A 20,312-nucleotide genomic window follows, 5' to 3' on the forward strand; every position below is an offset into this window, starting at 1 on the left:
AAAGACAGCGCTTGCGTGCCGTGGGCCACGCTCCCTCCCACGTCGCCGTTGCCGTCGCGCCGCCAGCGCGCCGCGCCACGGCGTGATCCGCGGGACGCACCGCGCAGCAGGACGGCGCCGTTCGCGGCGCCGATGACATGCAGACCGCCGGCCGGTGTCCGGCGGCCGGCTCCTTCCACCAACGGGGTATGCGCATGAAACTGATCACCGCCATCATCCGGCCGTTCAAGCTCGACGAGGTCCGCGAGGCCTTGTCGCAGGCGGGCGTGTCCGGCATCACCGTCACCGAGGTCAAGGGCTTCGGCCGGCAGAAGGGACACACCGAGCTGTACCGCGGCGCCGAGTACGTCGTCGACTTCCTGCCCAAGATCAAGATCGAGACCGTGGTGACCGACGAACGCCTGGATGCCGTGGTCGAGGCGATCCAGACCGCCGCCGGCACCGGCAAGATCGGCGACGGCAAGATCTTCGTTACCGCGATCGAACAGGTCATCCGGATCCGCACCGGCGAGATCGGCGCAGATGCGCTCTAACCCCACCTTGGAGCCCTTCATGAAGACAGGTCTTTTCTCCGGGTGGAAGGCCCGGTTCTACGCGGTATGCATGCTGATGCTGGTCAGCGCGATGGCGGTGGGCGTGCCGGTCACGGCCTTCGCCCAGGCCGAGGTGACACCGGTGCCGACGCCGGACGTGGTGACCGAACAACTGACTCCGCCGGCGCCGCCCGCCGCCGCGGCCGCGCCCGCCGAAGCGGCGCCGACCGTGGACAAGGGCGACGTGGCCTGGATGCTGACCTCCACGCTGCTGGTGCTGCTGATGGTGGTGCCGGGCCTGGCGCTGTTCTACGGCGGCATGGTGCGCGCCAAGAACGTGCTGTCGGTGCTGATCCAGGTGGCGGTGGTGTTCTCGCTGATCGCGGTGCTGTGGGTGGTGTACGGCTACAGCCTGGCGTTCTCCGGCGAAGGGCCGTGGATCGGCAACCTCGACAAGGCGCTGTTGAAAGGCGTGACGATCGAGTCCCTGGCGGCCACCTTCACCAAGGGCGTGAGCCTGCCCGAGTACGTGTTCGTCGTCTTCCAGCTGACCTTCGCCGGCATCACCGGCGCGCTGATCGTCGGCGCCTTCGCCGAGCGAGTGAAGTTCGGCGCGGTGCTGCTGTTCTCGGTGATCTGGTTCACCTTCGGCTACCTGCCGCTGGCGCACATGGTCTGGGCCACCGGCGGCTACCTGTTCGACAAGGGCGCGCTGGACTTCGCCGGCGGCACCGTGGTGCACATCAACGCCGGTATCGCCGGCCTGGTCGGCGCCTACTTCGTCGGCAAGCGCACCGGCTTCGGCCGCGAGGCGATCAAGCCGCACAACGTGACCCTGACCTTCGTCGGCGCCTCGCTGCTGTGGGTGGGCTGGTTCGGCTTCAACGCCGGCTCCAACCTGGAAGCCAACGCCGGCGCGGCGCTGGCCTTCCTCAACACGCTGCTGGCCACCGCCGCGGCGATCCTGGGCTGGTCGCTGACCGAGAAGATCATCAAGGGCAAGTCCTCGGCGCTGGGCGTGGCCTCGGGCATGGTCGCCGGCCTGGTCGGCATCACCCCGGCCTGCGGCACCGTCGGCCCGTTCGGCGCGATCGCCATCGGCCTGGCCGCCGGCGTGCTGTGCGTGTGGGGCGTCACCGGCCTCAAGCGCCTGCTCGGCGCCGACGACAGCCTGGACGTGTTCGGCGTGCACGGCCTGGGCGGCATCATCGGCGCGATCCTGACCGGCGTGTTCTCCGCCGCGTCGCTGGGCGGCCAGAAGGGCGGCGACTACAGCATCGGCCACCAGGTGCTGATCCAGGCCGAGGGCGTGCTGATCACCCTGGTGTGGATCGGCCTGGTCTCGGTGGTCGGCTTCCTGATCGCCAAGCTGGTGTTCGGCCTGCGCGTGCCGGAAGAAGCCGAGCGCGAGGGCCTGGACATCACCTCGCACGGCGAATCCGCGTACGAGTCCTGAGCAGGACCGGCCCGCGACCACGCGTCGCGGGCCGCTGCGGCAATCCCGCCTGCGACCGGCCTGGGCCGGTCCTGGCGGTCAGAGGCCATCGCCGGCGCTCCATGGGGCGGAACGACGGCAGTTCTTCCAGCGATCGAGGTATTCCCGCGTGGCCGCTAGCCTCGCCAGACCCCCACTCCTTGCATTCCCGGTTGCCTGCGGCGTCGCGTGCCCGCACGCGGCCGCGACAGCGGCAGGTGCCGCCTCGGCGGCCGCCGGCGCGACCGGCAGGCCCCGGCGTGAGCCCCGCGGCGCCAGGCGTTCAGCGCCTTCCGGCAGCCTTTGCACTACATTGGTGCAATGCCCATGACCTCGCCTCCCCCTCCGCTCGACGCGCTCGGCACCCCGGTGGTCTGGGCCGATGCCGACGGCCGCCTGCTCGGCGCCAATCCAGCCTTCGCGCGCTGGCTGGGGGTCAGCGTGCGGCGCCTGCTCGACCAGCCGCTGGCCTCGCTGGAAGTGCAGGGCGACGCGCTGGCGCGGTTCCTGCTCAACGACGAGCGCGACGTGCTGCGCCTGCACCGCATGGCCCTGGCCGTTCCCGGCGAGCCCCCGCGCTTCGCCGAGGGCTGGCTGTCGCGGATGGACGACGGCGGCTGGCTGCTGGAAGCGCACCCGGTCGACGAATTCCCCACCATGGACCCGGCGCAGGCGCTGCCCAGTGCGCTGGGCGCGGCGCTGAAGGGGCTGGCGCACGAACTGCGCAACCCGCTGGCCGGGCTCAAGGGTGCCGCGCAGCTGCTGGCGCGGCGCGCGCAGCACCGCGACGAGGACGAGCGCGAGCTGATCGAGCTGATCGGCGCGGAGATCGAGCGCCTCAACAGCCTGCTCGACCAGTTGCTGTCGCCGGCGCCGGCCCGCCCGCACGCCATGCTCAATATCCACGCGGTGCTGGAACGGGTGTTGCGCCTGGCCGAGAACGAGGGCGGCTGGTCGGTACGCCTGCAGCGCGACTACGACCCCAGCATTCCCGAATTCCTCGGCGATGCCGACCGCCTGACCCAGGCGGTGTGGAACCTGGTGCGCAACGCGATCCAGGCCGGCGCCGCGCAGGTGACCCTGCGCACCCGCGTCGAGCACGGCCAGCGCATCGGCGACCGCGTGCATGCGCGCGGCCTGCGCCTGGAGATCGTCGACGACGGCCGCGGCGTGCCCGAGGAGCTGGCCGAGCACCTGTTCCTGCCGCTGGTCAGCGGTCGCGCTGAAGGCAGCGGCCTGGGCCTGGCGCTGGCGCAGCAGGTCGCGCGCGAGCACACCGGTTCGCTGAGTTTCCGCTCCCGCCCCGGGCATACCGTCTTCACCCTGCTGCTGCCGCAGGCCGCAGCGGACCCCGACTAGGAGCAGTCCGATGACCGAATCCCCGGAAGGAGCGCAACGCATCTGGGTGGTCGACGACGACCGCTCGGTGCGCTTCGTGCTGTCCACCGCGTTGCGCGACGCCGGCTACAGCGTGGACGGCTTTGACAGCGCCGCCGCCGCGCTGCAGGCGCTGGCGCAGCGGCCGCTGCCGGACCTGCTGTTCACCGATGTGCGCATGCCCGGCGACGACGGCCTGGTGCTGCTGGACAAGCTCAAGGCGGCGCATCCGCAGCTGCCGGTGATCGTGATGTCCGCCTACACCGACGTGGCCAGCACCGCCGGCGCGTTCCGCGGCGGCGCGCATGAATTCCTGTCCAAGCCGTTCGACCTGGACGACGCGGTGGCGCTGGCCGCGCGCGCGCTGCCCGAGGCCGGCGCGGTGGCCGAGGCCGCGCTGCCGGCGTCCAGCCCGGGCAGCGCCGAACTGATCGGCGACACCCCGGCGATGCGCGCGCTGTTCCGCGCCATCGGCCGCCTGGCGCAGGCGCCGCTGTCGGTGCTGATCAACGGCGAGACCGGGACCGGCAAGGAGCTGGTCGCGCACGCGCTGCACAACGAATCGCCGCGCGCGCGCAAGCCGTTCGTCGCGCTCAACACCGCGGCGATCCCGGCCGAACTGCTGGAGAGCGAACTGTTCGGCCACGAGGCCGGCGCCTTCACCGGCGCGCAGCGTCGCCACATCGGCCGCTTCGAGCAGGCCGACGGCGGCACCCTGTTCCTCGACGAGATCGGCGACATGCCGCTGCCGCTGCAGACCCGGCTGCTGCGCGTGCTGGCCGAGAACGAGTTCTTCCGCGTTGGCGGCCGCGAACTGATCCGGGTCGACGTGCGGGTGATCGCCGCCACCCACCAGGACCTGGAAGCGCTGGTCGAGCAGGGCCGTTTCCGCGCCGACCTGCTGCATCGGCTGGACGTGGTGCGGCTGCAGCTGCCGCCGCTGCGCGAGCGCCGCGCCGACGTGCCGCAGCTGGCGGAGAACTTCCTGGCGATGGCCGCGCGCAAGCTCGACACTCCGCCCAAGCGGCTGTCGCCGGCGGCGCTGGACGCGCTGCGCGGCTATGCCTGGCCGGGCAACGTGCGCGAACTGGAGAACGTGTGCTGGCGGCTGGCCGCGCTGGCGCCGGCAGAGGTCATCGATGCGCACGACGTGGACAGCGCCCTGCTGCGCGGCAGCCGCCGCGAGCGCAGCGGCGAGGGCGGCGAATGGGATGCGCAGCTGTCGGCCTGGGCGCAACAACGCCTGACCGACGGCGCCGAAGGCCTGCACGCCGAAGCGCGCGACCGCTTCGACAAGGCGCTGCTGGAAGTGGCGCTGCGCTTCACCCAGGGCCGCCGCGCCGAAGCCGCCGCGCGCCTGGGCGTGGGCCGCAACACGGTCACCCGCAAGCTGGGCCCGGGGCGGCGCCGGCGCTGAAGCCGGCCGGGACTGGGGACTCGGAACAGCGGATTCCAGTGCGCTGGCAGGCAGAGGCCAGTGCGGGATGCGGCACGGCCTCACAAGCCATTGCAGTGATGCGCATCGCGGATACGCTTTTCCCGATTCCCGATTCCCGATTCCCGATTCCCGATCGCTACGGCGCCGGCGGCCGCAGCGCCAGGAACACCGTGCTCCACAGCTGCGCGGCATTGGATTCGTCCGCGTCGCCGTGCGCCTGGCCGAACGCGCGCACCGTGTAGTGGCCATCGGCATAGGTCCACGACCACAGTTCCGAGGTGCGCACCGCATGCGCCGCCCCGATCGCCGTCCACAGCCGCCGCCGCGCGTCCAGCAGGCGCGTGCGGGTGGCCGCCGGCAGATCGGGACGTTGCAGCTGGCGCTCCAGGCCCGCGGCCAGCACCGCCTGCTGCCAGGACCAGACCACCGTGCCGTGATAGGCCTCGGCGCCGAACTGCGGCTGCAGCGCCGGGGCGTAGGCGGGATTGGCGACCAACAGCCCGACGCCGGTCATCAGCCCGGCGGGGAACGGGCGTAGCAGCGCGTCCACCAGCGCGTCGAGCTCGGCCGCCGGCGGCTCCAGGAACAGCAGCGCGAAGCCGCCGTCCGAATGCAGCACCGGCAACGGCCGCCCGTCGGCGTCCAGCGCCAGCGCGGCGAAGCGCAGCGGCGTGCGCGGCAAGGCCGCCAGCGCAGGCGCCGGATCGACGCCGGCCACCCGCGCGTAGGCGCCGACCGCAGCGCGTGCCTGCGCGGGCGTGCGTTCGACCGCGAACAGGGCCGGCGCATGCCGCTGCCAGCGTTCGGCGAAGGCCGCGGCGCGCTGCAGGCGTTGCGCCTGCGCGGCGCCCAGGTAGGGCTGCAACAGGCCCTGCGCCTGCAGCCGCGCGATCGCCTGCAGCGCCGCCGGCACGAACACCGCGTTGACGTCGTAGGCGTAGCGACCGCCGCCCAGCCCGTGTTCGCTGTCGCGCCACTGGCCGGCGTCGTGGCCCGGCTGCAGGGGGATCAGGCGGTCCCAGCGCGGCGTCTCGGCGAAGGCCGCGCTGCGCTCCACCACCCACAGCAGGTTGCGCGCCAGCGCGGCGCCGTAGCGCTCGCCGGCGGGCGTGGTGCGGGCGAGGAAGGCGTCGGCGCGCGCGCGGCCGCCGGCGGTGTCCAGCAGCCAGGCCGCCGCCACCGGCGCCAGCATGAAATCGTCGTCGACCATGCCGTAGTCGTAGAGCGGCGTGGCGTCGTCGCGTCCGTCGCGCTGGCGGTGGCGCAGCACCGCGAACTCGCCGATGTCCTCTTCGTGCGCGACCTCGCCGTCGCCGTCCAGCCGCGCCAGCACCGCGCCCAGCCCGGCCTCCACCGCCTCCGGCGCCAGCGCCGGCAGCAGCAGTTGCAGCGACATCAGCGTGTCGCGGCCGAAATAGGTGTCGAAACGCCAGGAGCCGGCCAGCAGCTTTTCGCGATAGCTGAGGAACGCCAGCGCCTGGCGGCTGCGCGGATCGCTGCCGGCACCCGGCGCGAACAGCTGCGCCGGGCCCAACGGGGTCAACGGCGGTTCCCCGGTCAGCGCGCTGAAGCGCACCCGCAACGGCTTGCCCGGCAGCGCATGCAGCACGAGCGGCTGGCCGGCGCGCGCCTCGATGCGGCCGTCGAGCACATCCAGTTCCAGCGCATAGCCGGGCGCGCCGTCGAGCCGGTCGCGCGCCCAGCGCAGGCGCTGGCCCTCGCGCAGCGGCGCCAGCGCCACCGCGGCCGGCCGCTGGCCCAGCGCCTGGAAGTCGCGCAATACGCGGACGCTGCCCAGCACCGCTTCGCGCAGCGTGAGCGTGGCCGCGTCGCTGCTGGCCTCCAGCGCGACGCCGCGCAGCGGGCGCCCGCGCGCGTCGGCGCGGACCAGTTCGCGCAGGTCGCCGTGGACCTGCCATCGCACCGGCACCGCGCTGGCCTGGAACCACAGCCCGGCGCCGCTGTTGCCGGCCGGGAACGCCGCCAGCAGCCGCGGCTGCGTGCCGGAGGTCAGCAGCGCATGCGCGGCGACCGGTCCGTGCCGGTAGAACAGGTTGTCGTTGCGGCCTTCGCTGATCCGGAAGCGCAGGATTTCGCCGGTGTCGCCAGCAGCCTGCGCTGCCTGCGCGGCCGATGCAGGCGCCGCGAACGCCACGGACAGCGACAGCACGGCGGCGGCCGCGCGGCGGAAAAGGACGGACATGGAGGCGGCTCCTCGCTCAGAAATCGTAGGTCAGGCTCAGCAGCAGGTTGCGGCCCAGGATCGGCCGCGCGTAGAACGCGCCGGACACGCCGCTGTTCTCGGCGAAGCCCGAGCGCGGATTGCCCTCGGTCAGGCCGACTTCGTTGGTCAGGTTGTCCAGGTTCGCCTGCAGCTGCCACTTCGGCGCGAGCCGGTACGTCACCCCCGCGCTCCACACGCCATAGCCGGGCAATTCCAGCGTGTTGGCGATGTCCGAATACATCTTGTCCAGGTAGTGGTAGGACACGTAGATCTCGCCGCGTCCCTCGGGCAGCAGCAGGCTCGGGGTCACGGTGACGTTGACCGGCGGCGTGCGCTCGGGTTTGTTGCCGTCGAACAGCCGCGCAAAGCCGGTGCCCTGGTCGTCGTTGACCTGGACCTTGGAGCGTTGCACCACGCCGGTGGCCTGCAGCTGGAAGTAGCGCGCCGGCTTCCACAGCACGTCGAACTCCACGCCGTTGGAGACGATGTCCGAGTAGAAGCGCACCTCGGTCGCCGCGCCCGGCGGCAGGCGCGAAAACAGGAAGTCCTTGTAGGTGGTGCGAAAGCCGGTCAGCGAGGCGGTCAGCACCCGGCTCTGGTAGCGCACGCCGACCTCGCCGAAGTCGATCTTGACCGGGTCGAAGCGGCCGTTGGCCTGGAAGCCGCGCGCATAGCGCGCGTACAGCGCGAAGTTGTCGCCGAGCAGGTAGGTGCCGCCCAGGGTGGCGGCGGTCTCGGTGAAGCCGCTGTCGTAGTGGGTGTAGCGGCCGGTGAACGCGCCGCCGCCGAACTGCGCCAGGTAGTTGTTGGCGATGATGTCGTCCACGTCGTTGCCGTTGGCGTCGAACGCGCCTTCGACCGGCTGCATCGGCGTGGAGATGCCTTCGTAGAAGTCGATGTCGTAGCGCTCCACGCGCACGCCGCCGTCGATGCGCAGGCGCTCGGTGGCCTGGAACTCGTCGTTGAGGTACAGCGAGAACGAATCGGCGCTGTAGCGGTTGTTGCTGTCGCCCCAGTTGCTGTAGTTGAGCAGGCCGTTCTCGGTCAGCGAACCGACCACGTTGCCGGCGGCATCGAGCGCGACGATGTCCATGCGGTCGGGCCGGTTGCGCACCTCGCTGACGAAGGTCGAGGCGCCGATGTTGGAATCGCGCACCCGGCTGTGGAAATACAGCAGGCCGGCGGTGAAGCTGTTGCGCTCGTTCTGCCAGGTCAGGCTGGCGTCGTTGACGAACTCCTCCACGTCGCGGCGGTTGTTGCCGGTGATGCTGTGGGTGACCAGGCCGTTGCCGTTGAGCGCGTTCAGCGCGTCGGCGCCGGCGATCACCTCGCCGTTGTTGACCCGGCGCAGCCCGGCCTGCACCGCGCCCTGCGCGGCGAAGCGGTCCAGCAGCACGCCGATGTCGCCGAAGTTGGCGCGGTCCAGGCGATAGGTGGCCGGCACCAGCGAGGCGTTGTCGGAACTGAACACCGAATTGAAGTCGCTCTTGAAATCGGTGTAGCGGCCCTTGGAGCGGAAGCTCAGGCCGTCGTTGATGTCGTACTCGAAGTGGTAGCCGGGCGCGACCGCGGTGGCATGCACGCCGTCGCGCAGGTCGTGGCGCTGCCAGCTGCGGCCGGAGGCCGGCGCGGTGCGCACGTCCATCACCGCGTTGTCGCGGCTGAGCATGGTGCCGGTGGTGGCGTCCAGGCCGGGCACGCCGCGCGGATCGCCGGCATCCTGCAGCGGGATCGGCAACTGGAAGGTGTTGTGGTCGTCGACCAGCTTGAGGGTGAAGCCGAACTCGCCGCGCTCGAAGATGCGCCCGATCGCGGCGCGGAAGCTGCCGCCGTGGTCGCCGGTGAAGCCCGGATCGCGGACCCCGTCGGCGCGGCGGTAGAAGCCGCCGACGCTGTATTGCCAGTTGGCGTCGATCGGCCCGCCCTGCCACAGGTCGATGCGGCGCGTGCCGAAGTCGGAGGTGGTCAGGCGCAGCGTGCCTTCCGGTTCGGCGCCGGGCTTGCGGGTCAGGAAGTTGACCGTGGCGCCGGCGCCGTTGACGGTGAGGATGCCGGAGGTGCCGCCGCGCACCGCCTCCATGCGGTCGATGCTCACCTCCTGCTTGAGGATCGTGTCGGCCAGCGCGTTGGTGTAGAACACCGGCAGCCCGTCCTCGGACAGTTGCACGAACTGCTGGCTGCCGCCGGGCATGCCGCGCACCGAGAAGTTGTTGGAGATCTCGCCGCCGGAGGCTTCCACGAACATGCCCGGGATCAGCTCCAGCGCCTGCGCGGTGCTGCGCGGCGCCTTGCGGTCCAGCGCCTGCTGGTCGGCCACGGTGATCGCCGAGGACGACTGCAGCACGGTGCGGTGCGCCGCGGTGGTGCCGGTGACGATCACCGCATCCAGGGTCTGCGCGCCGCCGCTGGCTGGCGGCGCCTCGATCACCAGCACCCCGTTGCCGGCCGCGCGCGCCTTCAGCCCGGTTCCGGCCAGCAGCAGGTCCAGGCCTTCCTTGGCGTCGTGGCTGCCGCTGAGCGCGCTGCTGCGCTTGCCGGCGACCACCGCGCGGTCGTACGCCAGCTGTTGCTGGGAGACGCGGCCGAACGCGGCCAGTGCGCCGGCCAGGTCCTGGGCGGGAATGTCGAAGGCGATGCGGGCGGCGCCAGGCGCCGGCGGCGATTGCGCCAGCGCCAGCGCCGGCGCGCACAGCGACAGGGCCAGGCCGAACTGCAGGCAGGCACGCACGGCCTGGGGAAGCGGATGGGGACGCGACGATGGCGACATGACGGGCTCTCTCTCCTCATGGCAGGGACCGCGCCGCCGGCAAGGCGACACGCTTGCTAGGAAGAACACGCATCAGTGAGGCAAACCCACACTTGCCGCCGTTGGCGGCGGGATCTGGGCAGCGCGCGGACGCATGACGTGCCCGGGATGCGCTGTGGCGAATCCCCAACCCCGAATCCCCGATCCCGGCTTCTCAGCGCGCCTCCAGCACGATCGCCCCGGCGGCATCGGTGCGCGCGCGCAGTGGCAGCACCGCGGTCACGCCGGACGCGAAGGCGGCGCTGTCGCCGGCCTTGAACATACCGCTGACCCGCAATTGCCCGACGCTGCGGTCGGCCAGTTGCAGCTGCACCGGGCTGTAGCGGTTCACCCGCGCCACCGCGATCGCCAGCGGTTCGTCGTCGAACAGCAGCAGGCCGTCGCGCCACGCCTGCTCCTGCGCCGGTTCCACGCGCACCACGCGCGGCCGCGTCGTCCCCGGTGCCGCCGAGGTCCAGGCCTGGCCGGCGGCCAGCCGTTGCGGCGCCGGCGCGGCGGCGGCCGCGTGGCGGTCCCGGTCTTCGATGCGCACGCTGCCTTCGTACAGCACCACCCGCACCTGCTCGCCGACCCGTTCGACGCTGAATGCGGTGCCGGTGGCGACCACGCGGCTGGCGCCGGCCTCCACCACGAACGGTCGCTCGTGCTGCTTGGCCACGCTGAACGCGGCGCGCCCGCGGCGCAGCCGCACCTCGCGCAGGCGGCCGCTGTAGCGCACCTCCACCCGGCTGTCGGCGTCCAGCGCCAGCGCCGAACCGTCGTCCAGCACCACCTGGCGCTGCTGCGCCAGCCCGGTGCGGTACACCGTTGGCGCCAGCCCCCACCATGTGCCGATCGCCGCCAGCGCCAGCGCCGCGGCCGCCGCCCAGGCCACGGACGGCCGCCGGCGCGCGCGCTGCAGATCGGCGCGCGCGGCGTGGCGCAGCGCCTGCACGCGCGGATGCGCGGCGGCGGCGCCGGTCATGTCCCAGGTGCGCTGCGCGCGCGCGAACAGGCGCGGATGCTCGGCGTCCTCCTGCAGCCAGCGCTGCAGCGCCTGCTGCTGCGCCGGCGACAGCTCGCCGGCGGCCAGCAGCAGGCACCAGCGCGCGGCGGCTTCGGCGTTGTGCGCGCGGCTCACGGCGCACGCTCCATCAGCTCGGCCAGCTCGGTCATGGCCCGCAGCAGGTGCTTCTGCACCGCGCTGACCGAGATGCCGTAGCAGCGGGCGATCTGCGCCTGGCTCATGTTCTCCAGGCGGAACTGCAGGAAGATCGCGCGGGTGCGCGGCGCCAGCCGTTCCAGCGCATCGGCGACCTCGCCCAGCGCCTGGCGCCCGGCCAGCACCCGCGGCGGGTCCAGCGTCTCCACCGCATGTTCGGCCGCCGCGCCCTGTTGCTGCCGATGCAGCGTGCGCACCTTCTCGCGGCGGGCGCGGTCGCGCAGCAGGTTGGCCGCGCTGCGGAACAGGTAGCCGTCGTCGCAGACCGCGCCCGGCGACGCGGCCAGGTTGGCGAACACCTGGTGGGTCAGGTCTTCCGCCTCGGCGGGGTCGGCGACGCGGCGGCGGAAGAACGACATCAGTGCCGGCCGGCAGCGTTGGTACAACGCGCTCAACGCGCCGCCGGGCCATGCGGTCGTCGCCAGCGCGGGACGGAGTTTGCGGGTAGCCATCGCGCCGGGACTATAGGTGCAGCGATGCCGCGAGGCGTGACACATTGCAGCAAAGCGCTGCCCGCCCGCGCCGACGCGGCAGTTAGACTTGCGCGCCGCCTTCATGAGCCGTGAACGGCCCTCCCTCTAGTTTTCACCGCACAAGGAGCCAATGCCGATGCGTTACAGGTTGCATGCCATCGTGGGAAGCGCGTTGCTGATACTGGCCGGCTGCAGCAGCACGCCGCCCGCGCCGCCGGCGCCGCCACCGCCGAAGGCGCCGCCACTGCCCACCAGCGGCACCGCGCAGCAGGCGCAGGCGGTGCTCGCGCCGGCCTCGGGCAGCCTGGTCAGCGGCAAGCTGTCGCTGGTGGCCGCGCCCGGCGGCGTGCGCATCACCGGTACCCTCGGCGGCCTGCAGCCGAACCGCCCGTTCGCGTTCCACGTGCATGAGCGCGGCGATTGCAGCGCGGCCGACGCCAGCAGCGCCGGCGGCCACTTCAATCCGCTCGGCGCCCCGCACGGCCGCGCCGGCAGCGGCCCGCACCATGCCGGCGACATGGACAACCTCGGCGCCAACGCCGACGGCGTCGCCCAGGTCGACGTGCTGCTGCACGGCGTGGTGCTCGGCGGCGGCGCGCCCAACGACATCGCCGGCCGCGCGCTGGTCGCGCATGCCGATGCCGACGACTACCGCAGCCAGCCGGCCGGCAACGCCGGCGCGCGCGTGGCCTGCGGCGTGATCCGCGTGCTGCGCTGATCGCCCACCCGCCCGGAGCCCGGCTCCCGGCGAACGTCCGCATTTCGCGGCCCCCAAGGAGAACCTCCATGCGTACGCTTCCCACCGCCCTGTTCCTGGCCACCACCCTCGCGCTCGGCGCCTGCAAGCGCGAAGAACCCGCTGCCGATGCGCCCGCTGCGGCGGCGACGCCGGCCGCCACGCCGGCACCGGCCGCAGAGCCGGCGCCCGCCGCCGCCGCCCAGGCCGCCGCCAGCGCCGCGCTGAGCCCGACCCAGGGCAACCAGGTCGCCGGCGAGGTCAGCTTCAACGTGGTCGACGGCGCGGTGCGCGTCACCGGCACCGTCACCGGGCTCAAGCCCAACAGCGAGCACGGCTTCCACATCCACGAGTTCGGCGACTGCAGCGCGCCCGACGGCAGCAGCGCCGGCGGCCATTTCAACCCGGCCAAGTCCGACCACGGCCAGGTCGGCGCCGATCCGCACCACGGCGGCGACATGCCCAACCTGAAGGCCGACGCCGAGGGCAAGGCCACGATCGACGCGCCGGTGTCCAACAACGTCAACATCGGCAAGGGCGACGGCTTCGACATCCTCAACCACGCGGTGATCGTCCACGCCGACCCGGACGACTACAAGACCCAGCCCACCGGCAACGCCGGCGGCCGCCTGGCCTGCGGCGTGATCAAGGGCAACGCCAACGCGGCCGCTCCGGCCCCGGCGGGCGCCGCGGCGGCACCGACCGGGCAGTAAGAGCAAGCGCGACGAGGCGTCGCACGCCTTCGTAGGCGAGGGTGGAACGTGTCAGCTTCGGCACCGGCCACGACGTGGCCGGTGCTGGCACGTCGTCCGGCTGCGCAGCGCCACCCTGCTGCCGCGGACCTAGCCGCACGCCGCAATCCATGTGGGAGCGACTTCAGTCGCGACGAGCGGAATCAGAAACCGACGGCGCCCCAGCCGCCGTCAGACTGAGGTCTCCCCACAACGCGCCCGCCCGGACGCCCAGGCTTTATTGTAGGGGCGGCTTCAGCCGCGACAGACGCAATCAGCAAACCGCCCAGCTTCTGCGCCAATCGGGGGTGAACCCCACCCGCCAGCGGCACCGGCGGCGCCGGATGCTGGTTGCCGAAGCGGTTCCAACCGCGCCAGGCGAAGCCAGCAAGCCGCCCGGCGACGCATCATCGAGCCCGCCCTTGCCAAGGCCGGCCGCCCCGCAGCCAGGCGCGACTCACGCCGCCAGCAACGCCTGCTTCGCGTCCTGCCCGGCCTCGCAATGCACGTACAGCACCGGCATGCCGTGCGCTTCCAGCACCGCGGCCAGTTGCCGCTGCCGCGCCAGGTAGTGTTCGTAGACCCGCTGCAGGCGCTCGCAGTCCTGGCGGTCCTGGGCGTAGTGCGCGCACCAGCCGGCCGGGTCGAACAAGGCCATGCGCACCTCGCCGCCGCGGTAGCGCAGCAGTGGCTCGGGCGGGCTGGCCAGCCATTCCTCCTGGTCCGGGGCCAGCAGCGCGGTCTCGATTAGCGGCCACAGCGGCGCCAGGCCCTGGTTGTCGTACTGCATCGACATCATCGCGGCCAGGTCGTTGACCGTCAGGTAGCGCGCATGTTCGATCTGCGCGCCGAACGCCTGCTGCGCCAGCAGCGCGGTGTCCGGCTGCGCCATGCCCTGCGCCAGCAGCACGTCTTCCAGCGCCTCGGCCACCGGCTGCAGCACCTCCGCCGGCCCGCTGAGCAGGAACGGCACCACCCGCAGCGCGCCGCCGAGCAGCGCGGCATCGGCCTGGAACGGCAGCGGCACGGTGCCGTCGGCATCGGCGCCGAACGCCAGCAGGCGCGGGCCGCTCTCGCGGCCGGGGGCGCGCGCGCGCAGCTCGTCCAGGCGCCGGTGCATCGGCCAGCCCGGACGCAGCACCTCGGCGGGGTCGAAATGCGCGCCGGCCAGGCTCAGCTCCAGTTCGCGCACACCCGGCACCAGCTGCGCCAGGTCGCGGCCGACCTTCTCGGCCAGTTCCCCGGCCAGCGCGTGCGGCAGCGCGGCGTGGGCCGGGGCGAGCCCGGCGGACAGTTCCAGGGCGATCACGCCCCGGGCATCGATGCTGGCAATGGCTTGGCTCATGGCTTGGCGGTTGGCCCGTCGCGGGCGCAAAGCTACACTCGCTTCATTATGCCTGCGCTAACGTGCAGGTCATGTCCCCGACTCTCCTCGCGCGAGGTAATCCCATGCCAGCAGCCCGTCCCGTCGCCATTCTCGGCGGCGTCCGTATTCCGTTTTGCCGCCAGAACACGGCGTACGCGGATGTCGGGAACCTCGGCATGTCGGTGCGCACGCTCGGGGCGCTGGTCGAGCGCTACGGCCTGCACGGCCAGCAGCTGGGCGAGGTGGCGATGGGGGCGGTGATCAAGCACTCCAGCGACTGGAACCTGGGCCGCGAGGCCGCGCTGTCCTCGGGGCTGTCGCCGCTGACCCCGGGCATCACCCTGCAGCGCGCCTGTGGCACCAGCCTGGACAGCATCATCACCGTGGCCAACAAGATCGCGCTGGGGCAGATCGACTCGGGCATCGGCGGCGGTTCGGATACCACCTCCGAGGTGCCGATCGTCTATGGCAAGAAGCTGCGCGCGCGGTTGCTGGCGGCCAACCGCGCCAAGACCACCGGCGACAAGCTCCGCGCGCTGACCCGCAGCTTCAAGTTCGCCGAACTCAAGCCCGAGTTCCCCGGCGTGGCCGAGCCGCGCACCGGCAAGAGCATGGGCGACCACTGCGAGGACATGGCCAAGCAGTGGAACATCGCGCGCGACTCGCAGGACGCCTGGGCGGTGTCCTCGCACAAGAAGCTGGCCGCCGCCTACGAGCGCGGCTTCTTCGCCGACCTGATCGCGCCGTTCCGCGGCGTGGAGCGCGACAACATCCTGCGCCCCGACACCTCGCTGGAGAAGCTGGCCACGCTGAAGCCGGCGTTCGACAAGGTGTCGGGGCGCGGCACCCTGACCGCGGCCAATTCCACCCCGCTGACCGACGGCGCCGCGGCGGTGCTGCTGGCCTCGGAGGAGTGGGCGCAGGCGCACGGCCACGTGCCGATGGCGTACCTGCGCGATGCACAGGTGGCGGCGGTGGACTTCGTGCATGGCGAAGGCCTGCTGATGGCGCCGACCATCGCCGTGCCGGACATGCTCAAGCGCCACGGCCTGAGCCTGCAGGACTTCGACATCTACGAGATCCACGAGGCCTTCGCCGCGCAGGTGCTGTGCACGCTGCGCGCCTGGGAGAGCGAGGACTACTGCCGCAACCGGCTCGGGCTGGACGCGCCGCTGGGCCAGATCGACCCGGCCAAGATCAATCCGCTGGGCTCGTCGCTGGCCACCGGCCACCCGTTCGCGGCGACCGGCGCGCGCATCGTCGCCACCGTCGCCAAGCAGCTGCAGGAGCGCGGCGGCGGCCGCGCGCTGATCTCGATCTGCACCGCCGGCGGCATGGGCGTGGTGGCGATCGTCGAGCGTTGAGCGCGGCGCGCCCGGCACCCGCTTCGGCGTGTCCGGGCCGGCACGACAAGGCCCGATTTGCGTGCCCCTGTCGCCGGAGCGGGACCGTCATCCTGTCGCGTCCGTTGGCAGCACTCAGCATTGCGCAGCCGCCGCGCTACATGCGCGCCGGTTCGCCTGCATGACGCGGGCGAGACGGCGCGCAGGGGGCGCATGCCATGGCACAGCAGGACAGCTTCAATCCGTACCAGGCGCCTGGCGCCGCCATCCAGGCCGCGACCGCGCCGCCGCCGCTGCCCGGCGAGGCGCTGTGGCGCGACGGCAACGATCTGCTGTGCGTGCGCGATACGCCGTTTCCGGCGCATTGCGTCAAGTGCGGCATGGCGCTGCGCAACGACGAACTCAAGAAGCGCACGTTCTATTGGCATGCGCCAGCGTGGTACGCGTTGGTCCTGGTGAGCATCGTGATCTATGCGATCGTGGCCGTGATCGTGCGCAAGCGCAGCGGCCACATGCTCGGGATGTGCACGGCGCATCGGCGCCGACGCAACTGGTTCGTCCTGCTTGCGGTTGGCGCGTTCGTGGCCGGCCCGCTGTTGGGGTTCGCGGTCGGCGGCGACGCCGGGTTCGGGCTGGGGCTGGTCGTGTTCCTGGCCATGTCCGTCACTGGCATGATCGGCGCACGCATCCTGGTGCCGAGGCGCATGGACGAGCGCTATGCGCGCTACAAGGGCGTGGCGCCGGCGTTCCTGGCGCGCCTGCCGTCGTTGCCGCCCGCGTTGCGGGGCTGAGGGGCTTCAGTCCCTATCGCATTCCAGGCCGGTAAGCGGCCGGGCGTTTCGCCTCCGGCCGCAGGGGACCGGACCCTGCGCCGGCAGATCCGCGCTGTCGTGCGGCCAGCGACCAGCGGTCAGCCACGCCAGCCGGTGGTTGCCAGCTCACTCCTGCAGGCGAGGAAATCCATGCGCGTCGCGGCGTTCGGCCGCGGCCGGATCCGGATCGAGCGGGACCACCGGCGTGCTCGGGCCGGGCAATGGCTCGACCAGTTCGCCGCGCTGCGCGCGCAGCGCATTGGCGTAGCAGCGCTGGGCCATGAGCATGTCGCCGGCCTGGGCATAGCCGTCGCCGAACGCCTCCCAGGCCTCGGCACCGGCGCCCAGCGCCAGCGCGCGGTGCAGGAATTCCTCCGACTGCGGCCACTGCTGTTGCTGGCGCGCCAGCCGCGCCAGGGTCAGCAGCAGGCCCGGGCTGTCCGGATGGCTCTGCAGCCAGCGCTGTGCGCTGGCGCGGCGCGAATCGTATTTCTCCACCGGCAGGCGCCCGTACAGCGCGGCCAGGCCTTCGTCCCAGCGCGTGTCCAGCGCCTGTTCCACGCTGCGCAGCGCCGCGTCGTCCCAGTGCAGCGCGGCGGCGCGGATCGCGTAGGCCGCGACCACCGGTGGTTCGCTGCGCAGCGCCTTGGGCAGGCTTTCCCAGCGCGCGGCCAGTTCGTTGGCGTCGGCCGCCTGCTGCAGCGACGCCGTGGCCAGGCGCGACTCCAGCGTGCCGATCGCCTCCAGCGGCAAGGCCTGCTGCTGGCGGATCGCGCCGAGCTGCCCGTAGGCCTCGCCGGCGCGGCCGACGCTGGCCAGCGCCTCGGTGCGCAGCAGCAGCCCGCGCGGCGGCAGCGGCTGCGCCGCGGCCACGTCCAGCGCATTGATCGCCTCGACCGGATGCTGCCGCGCCAGGTGGCGTTCGGCCTGCAGCAGCGCATGCGCGCCGGCGTCGCGCTCGGCCAGGCGCAGCAGGTAGCGGTCGGCCGCCTCCGCATCGGCGCGCGCATCGGCCACGCGCACCGCCGCGACCAGGGCGATGGCGCTGACCTCCGGGTCGTCCGCGGCGGCGTTCAATTGCTTCTCGGCGCGGGCCAACTGGCCGTTGTGCAGCGCGGTCAGGCCTTCGATCAGGCGCGCGCGTGACTGCTTGCGGCGATGCCGGCCCCAGGCCCGGAACGGGAAGCTGAGCAGGTTCCACAGCAGCAACAGCGCCAGGAACGCGATCACCAGCAGCAAGGCGGCCTGCGGCAGCGGCGAGATGTAGTCGTTGCCGCCGGCGCGCACGATCACCTCGCCGAGGTCGCCCAGCCGGTCCTGCGCCAGCCATTGCGCGCCGATCACGCCCAGGGCGATCACCACCAGCAACACGATCACGGAACGTAGCGATTTCATGGTTGGCTCCTTGCGTCGCGCATGCTGCGCAACTGCTGCAGGGTGGTGCCCAGCTCGGGAACGGCCGGGCGCAGGGCGGTATCGCGCAGGGTCTGCAGCGTCGCGCGGCGTTCGCGCAGCGCCGCCGAATCGGGCCACAGGCGTTGCAGCCAGGTGCCGGCACGGGCCAGCGCGCTGCGGTAGCCGCGCGCGTCGCCGCGTTCCAGCGCGGCGCGGGCCAGGCTCAGGTCCAGTTGCAGCGCGTCGCGCGCGGCGACCCGCTCCGAATGCGCGACGAGCACGCCGCCCTGCGCGGGGCGGATCTTGACCAGCGGCGACAGCAGCCGCTGCCACAGCGGCGCTTGCGCGCGTTCGGGAAGCTGCGTCGGCAGCGCATCCAGGCTGGCGGCGAAGGCGTCCAGCTGCGCCGACAGCCGCGCCTGCGGTCCGTCGCCGAGCGCGTCCAGCGCGGTGCGTTCCTGCAGCAGCACCTGGCGCAGGTTGAGGTAGCGCGGATCGTCCACGCCGTCGAGCACGCCGCCGGCCAATGCATAGGCGCGGCGCGCGCCCTGCGCGTCGCCGGCCACGTCCAGGCGCTGCCGGCCCTGGCTCAGCAGCAGTTCCACTTCGTCCAGGCGCAGCGCCTGCGCGCCGTGGCGGCTGGAATCGGCGAGCTTGGCGACGTTGTCCTCCAGCAGTGCACTGCGCTGGCTCAGGCCGAGCATCTCGTCGCGCAGCACGCGGTTGGTGCTGGCCGCGTCCTGCACCCGCTGCACGGTGGCGCGCTGGTCGCGGCGCAGCGTCTCCAGGTTCTGCTGCAGGGCTTCCACCTGTTGCTGGAGTTGCGACTGCTCGGCCAGCACGCGCGCGTTGCGCGCCTGCCACCATTCCCAGCCGCGCCAGCCGGCCAGCGCCAGCGCCGCCAGCATGGCCAGCGCCAGCAACAGCCAGATCCAGCGCGTGGAGCGGCGGGGCGTGGACGGAATTTCGGTCATCGGCAGCAATCCTTGTCGGCCCGCGTCCCGTCGCGACGAGGGCGACGGCCGGACGCGCGGCACCGCGGGAGCATGGCGTGAGCGGCACCGCGCCCGCAAGCCGGCGGCCGGCGCGCGTTCAGCGAGATGGCGAGCGCGTCATCGCCGCGGCGGCTGCCGCGGCCAGGTGCTGCGGCAGCGGACCGGCCGCGCAGGCGACGTCGGCGAAGCCGAGATCGACGGCCTGCGCGGCCAGCCGCGCGCTGGCGGCGACCAGCGGCTGCGCGCGCCACGTGGCGACCACGTCGTCGGGAAGCTGCGGCAGCACCAGCTGCAGCGCCTCGCCGCTGCTCAGCGCCAGCACCCCCGGCGCGGCGCGGCGCAGCCGCGCGATGCAGGCCGCGGACACCGGCAACGGCAGCCGGCGGTAGACGTCGGCGCGTTGCAGCGGGGTGCCGCGCGCCTGCAGTTGCGCGGCGACCAGGCCACGGCCGCCGGGCGCGGTGACCAGGCCGACCGCGCCGTCGGCGGCGGCCAGCTGCGGCAGGGCGAGCAGGCCCTCGCTGTCCATCCGCGCCGGCGTGGCGACGTCGGCGATGCCGTGGCGTCGCAGCGCCCGCGCCGTGCCGGCGCCCACCGCCAGCCAGCATTGCCCGGGCGCCGCCGCCAGCGGCTGCAGCGCCGCGGCCGCGCGCACCGCGGCGGGACTGCTGAAGATCACCCGCGGCGCGGCCAGCGCCAGCGCCAGCGCCGCGCGCGTGGCCGCGTCGGCGCTGGCCTGCAGGCGCCACGGCGACACCGCCAGCAGCCGCGCGCCGACCCGCGCCGCCGCGCGCCGCAGCGCCGCGTGTTCGCCCTGCGGGCGCAGCGAGATCAGGGTCCACGCCGCGGTCGCAGCGGTTGCATATGCGCTCATGCCAGGCATTATGCGAGCCCCCACCGGCAGCACAAATCGCACCATGGCAGCGGATCCTTCCTTCGATGCGTTCCTGCAGCAGTTGCAGCGGCAGTTCGACGCGATGCCGCCGGTGGCGGCGCTGCAGGTCGCGCTGCAGGGCTACGCCGCGCAGCGGCTGCAGCTGACCGCGCCGCTGGCCGCCAACATCAACGACAAGGGCAATGCCTTCGGCGGCAGCCTCGGCTCGGTGATGACCCTGGCCGGCTGGGCGCTGGTCAACTGCGAACTGCAGCGCGCCGGGCTGCAGGCCGACGTCTATGTCGCCGACACCCAGGTGCGCTACCTGGCGCCGCTGTACGCCGACCTGCACGCGCAGGCCAGCGCCGATGCGGATGCCGACTGGGCCGCGTTCGTGCAGACCTTCCGCCAGCGCGGCCGCGCCCGGATCGGCATCCGCGCGCAGGTCGGCCCCGCCGATGCCGCCGCCGCGGCGACCCTGAGCGGACGCTTCGTCGCCATCGCGAAAGGGTAGGATGCGCGCACCGCTTCGCG

General features: G+C 72.8%; 17 protein-coding genes. 9 read left to right on the plus strand and 8 right to left on the minus strand.

Features of this window, described 5'->3' with window-relative positions:
- Positions 1–194 precede the first annotated feature (194 nt).
- The 4 genes from OCJ37_RS01115 (at position 195) to ntrC (ending at position 4,801) form a co-directional block, all read left to right on the plus strand.
- Positions 195–533, plus strand: coding sequence for a P-II family nitrogen regulator (locus OCJ37_RS01115; protein WP_003470522.1), 339 nt, complete (start codon positions 195–197; stop codon positions 531–533).
- A 19-nt stretch (positions 534–552) separates the two neighbouring features.
- A complete protein-coding gene (locus OCJ37_RS01120) occupies positions 553–1,989 on the plus strand; it encodes an ammonium transporter (protein WP_263111830.1) in 1,437 nt (478 codons plus the stop codon).
- A 339-nt stretch (positions 1,990–2,328) separates the two neighbouring features.
- The gene (locus OCJ37_RS01125) at positions 2,329–3,366 is read left to right on the plus strand and encodes a two-component system sensor histidine kinase NtrB (RefSeq protein WP_263111831.1); all 1,038 of its coding nucleotides are present in this window, start codon (positions 2,329–2,331) and stop codon (positions 3,364–3,366) included.
- 10 nt (positions 3,367–3,376) lie between these two features.
- The gene (ntrC, locus tag OCJ37_RS01130) at positions 3,377–4,801 is read left to right on the plus strand and encodes a nitrogen regulation protein NR(I) (RefSeq protein ID WP_263111832.1); all 1,425 of its coding nucleotides are present in this window, start codon (positions 3,377–3,379) and stop codon (positions 4,799–4,801) included.
- 157 nt (positions 4,802–4,958) lie between these two features.
- On the opposite strand, the gene OCJ37_RS01135 is transcribed toward ntrC, so the two are convergent.
- From OCJ37_RS01135 to OCJ37_RS01150, 4 genes are all read right to left on the minus strand, one after another.
- On the minus strand, positions 4,959–7,025 hold the full coding sequence (locus OCJ37_RS01135; RefSeq protein ID WP_263111834.1) for a hypothetical protein: 2,067 nt from the start codon (positions 7,023–7,025) through the stop codon (positions 4,959–4,961).
- Positions 7,026–7,041: 16 nt separating this feature from the next.
- Entirely contained in the window at positions 7,042–9,813 is a 2,772-nt protein-coding gene (locus tag OCJ37_RS01140; RefSeq protein WP_263111835.1) for a TonB-dependent siderophore receptor, read from the minus strand.
- 193 nt (positions 9,814–10,006) lie between these two features.
- Positions 10,007–10,972 carry a FecR family protein gene (locus OCJ37_RS01145; protein WP_263111837.1) on the minus strand — a complete coding sequence of 322 codons (966 nt, stop codon included), beginning with the start codon at positions 10,970–10,972 and terminating at the stop codon, positions 10,007–10,009.
- Positions 10,969–11,448, minus strand: coding sequence for an RNA polymerase sigma factor (locus tag OCJ37_RS01150; RefSeq protein ID WP_263111838.1), 480 nt, complete (start codon positions 11,446–11,448; stop codon positions 10,969–10,971). The genes OCJ37_RS01145 and OCJ37_RS01150 overlap by 4 nt, the downstream gene beginning before the upstream one ends.
- Before the next feature lie 214 nt (positions 11,449–11,662).
- Here OCJ37_RS01150 and OCJ37_RS01155 point away from each other — a divergent pair, with 214 nt between their 5' ends.
- Positions 11,663–12,244, plus strand: a complete 582-nt coding sequence (locus OCJ37_RS01155) for a superoxide dismutase family protein (RefSeq protein ID WP_263111839.1) — start codon at positions 11,663–11,665, stop codon at positions 12,242–12,244.
- 68 nt (positions 12,245–12,312) lie between these two features.
- Positions 12,313–12,975, plus strand: a complete 663-nt coding sequence (locus tag OCJ37_RS01160; RefSeq protein ID WP_263111840.1) for a superoxide dismutase family protein — start codon at positions 12,313–12,315, stop codon at positions 12,973–12,975.
- A 475-nt stretch (positions 12,976–13,450) separates the two neighbouring features.
- Here OCJ37_RS01160 and OCJ37_RS01165 read toward each other — a convergent pair whose 3' ends face one another.
- A complete protein-coding gene (locus OCJ37_RS01165; protein WP_263111841.1) occupies positions 13,451–14,338 on the minus strand; it encodes a hypothetical protein in 888 nt (295 codons plus the stop codon).
- A gap of 104 nt (positions 14,339–14,442) precedes the next feature.
- On the opposite strand from OCJ37_RS01165, the gene OCJ37_RS01170 reads away from it, so the two are divergent.
- Positions 14,443–15,723 carry an acetyl-CoA C-acetyltransferase gene (locus OCJ37_RS01170; RefSeq protein WP_263111842.1) on the plus strand — a complete coding sequence of 427 codons (1,281 nt, stop codon included), beginning with the start codon at positions 14,443–14,445 and terminating at the stop codon, positions 15,721–15,723.
- Positions 15,724–15,920: 197 nt separating this feature from the next.
- Positions 15,921–16,493, plus strand: coding sequence for a hypothetical protein (locus OCJ37_RS01175; protein WP_263111843.1), 573 nt, complete (start codon positions 15,921–15,923; stop codon positions 16,491–16,493).
- A 147-nt stretch (positions 16,494–16,640) separates the two neighbouring features.
- Here the strand turns inward: OCJ37_RS01175 and OCJ37_RS01180 are convergent, their stop codons facing one another.
- From OCJ37_RS01180 to OCJ37_RS01190, 3 genes are all read right to left on the minus strand, one after another.
- Positions 16,641–17,909, minus strand: a complete 1,269-nt coding sequence (locus OCJ37_RS01180) for a heme biosynthesis protein HemY (protein ID WP_263111844.1) — start codon at positions 17,907–17,909, stop codon at positions 16,641–16,643.
- Positions 17,906–18,883, minus strand: a complete 978-nt coding sequence (locus OCJ37_RS01185; RefSeq protein WP_263111845.1) for a uroporphyrinogen-III C-methyltransferase — start codon at positions 18,881–18,883, stop codon at positions 17,906–17,908. Before OCJ37_RS01185 ends, OCJ37_RS01180 begins: the two co-directional genes overlap by 4 nt.
- Positions 18,884–19,001: 118 nt before the next feature.
- On the minus strand, positions 19,002–19,787 hold the full coding sequence (locus tag OCJ37_RS01190) for a uroporphyrinogen-III synthase (RefSeq protein WP_263111846.1): 786 nt from the start codon (positions 19,785–19,787) through the stop codon (positions 19,002–19,004).
- Positions 19,788–19,821: 34 nt separating this feature from the next.
- On the opposite strand from OCJ37_RS01190, the gene OCJ37_RS01195 reads away from it, so the two are divergent.
- The gene (locus OCJ37_RS01195) at positions 19,822–20,292 is read left to right on the plus strand and encodes a YiiD C-terminal domain-containing protein (protein WP_263111847.1); all 471 of its coding nucleotides are present in this window, start codon (positions 19,822–19,824) and stop codon (positions 20,290–20,292) included.
- Positions 20,293–20,312: the final 20 nt, after the last annotated feature.

The sequence above is a fragment of the Xanthomonas sp. AM6 genome, from assembly GCF_025665335.1.
Taxonomy (GTDB): domain Bacteria; phylum Pseudomonadota; class Gammaproteobacteria; order Xanthomonadales; family Xanthomonadaceae; genus Xanthomonas_A.

Bases quoted from the DNA above. Each gene is read 5' to 3' on its own strand.
- OCJ37_RS01115 (WP_003470522.1), top strand. From the start codon at position 195: ATGAAACTGATCACCGCCATCATCCGGCCGTTCAAGCTCGACGAGGTC.
- OCJ37_RS01120 (WP_263111830.1), top strand. From the start codon at position 553: ATGAAGACAGGTCTTTTCTCCGGGTGGAAGGCCCGGTTCTACGCGGTA.
- OCJ37_RS01125 (WP_263111831.1), top strand. From the start codon at position 2,329: ATGCCCATGACCTCGCCTCCCCCTCCGCTCGACGCGCTCGGCACCCCG.
- ntrC (WP_263111832.1), top strand. From the start codon at position 3,377: ATGACCGAATCCCCGGAAGGAGCGCAACGCATCTGGGTGGTCGACGAC.
- OCJ37_RS01135 (WP_263111834.1), bottom strand. From the start codon at position 7,025: ATGTCCGTCCTTTTCCGCCGCGCGGCCGCCGCCGTGCTGTCGCTGTCC.
- OCJ37_RS01140 (WP_263111835.1), bottom strand. From the start codon at position 9,813: ATGTCGCCATCGTCGCGTCCCCATCCGCTTCCCCAGGCCGTGCGTGCC.
- OCJ37_RS01155 (WP_263111839.1), top strand. From the start codon at position 11,663: ATGCGTTACAGGTTGCATGCCATCGTGGGAAGCGCGTTGCTGATACTG.
- OCJ37_RS01160 (WP_263111840.1), top strand. From the start codon at position 12,313: ATGCGTACGCTTCCCACCGCCCTGTTCCTGGCCACCACCCTCGCGCTC.
- OCJ37_RS01165 (WP_263111841.1), bottom strand. From the start codon at position 14,338: ATGAGCCAAGCCATTGCCAGCATCGATGCCCGGGGCGTGATCGCCCTG.
- OCJ37_RS01170 (WP_263111842.1), top strand. From the start codon at position 14,443: ATGCCAGCAGCCCGTCCCGTCGCCATTCTCGGCGGCGTCCGTATTCCG.
- OCJ37_RS01175 (WP_263111843.1), top strand. From the start codon at position 15,921: ATGGCACAGCAGGACAGCTTCAATCCGTACCAGGCGCCTGGCGCCGCC.
- OCJ37_RS01180 (WP_263111844.1), bottom strand. From the start codon at position 17,909: ATGAAATCGCTACGTTCCGTGATCGTGTTGCTGGTGGTGATCGCCCTG.
- OCJ37_RS01185 (WP_263111845.1), bottom strand. From the start codon at position 18,883: ATGACCGAAATTCCGTCCACGCCCCGCCGCTCCACGCGCTGGATCTGG.
- OCJ37_RS01190 (WP_263111846.1), bottom strand. From the start codon at position 19,787: ATGCCTGGCATGAGCGCATATGCAACCGCTGCGACCGCGGCGTGGACC.
- OCJ37_RS01195 (WP_263111847.1), top strand. From the start codon at position 19,822: ATGGCAGCGGATCCTTCCTTCGATGCGTTCCTGCAGCAGTTGCAGCGG.